The 296-nt window shown below is 63.5% G+C and carries 1 protein-coding gene; it reads right to left on the minus strand.

Annotated features, from left to right (window positions below; translation table 11 throughout):
- On the minus strand, positions 1-187 hold a 187-nt coding region (locus EN852_RS39165; protein ID WP_246694586.1), incomplete at its 3' end, for an ATP-binding cassette domain-containing protein.
- Positions 188-296: the final 109 nt, after the last annotated feature.

The raw sequence follows: 296 nt of genomic DNA on the forward strand, positions 1-296 counted from the left end.
GGAAAATCCCGCACATGATCTTGAGCGTGGTCGACTTGCCCGCGCCATTGTCGCCGACAATGGCATGGATTTCGGCCACCCCGGCGGTGATATCGACATTCGACAACGCCTTGACGTTGCCGAACGACTTGCCCACCCCGCGCATCTCCAGCGCGGGTGCCGGAATGTCCGGCTGGGCGATTGCCATCACTGCCATCCCTTGGCGAGATACGCCTTGTAGTCGCTCGCGTCGAACATGCGCACGCCAACATCGATCTGCGGCTGAACCGCCTCGCCGCGAGCGATGGCCGCGACGG

It is taken from the genome of Mesorhizobium sp. M2E.F.Ca.ET.209.01.1.1 (assembly GCF_004010375.2).
Lineage (GTDB): Bacteria > Pseudomonadota > Alphaproteobacteria > Rhizobiales > Rhizobiaceae > Mesorhizobium.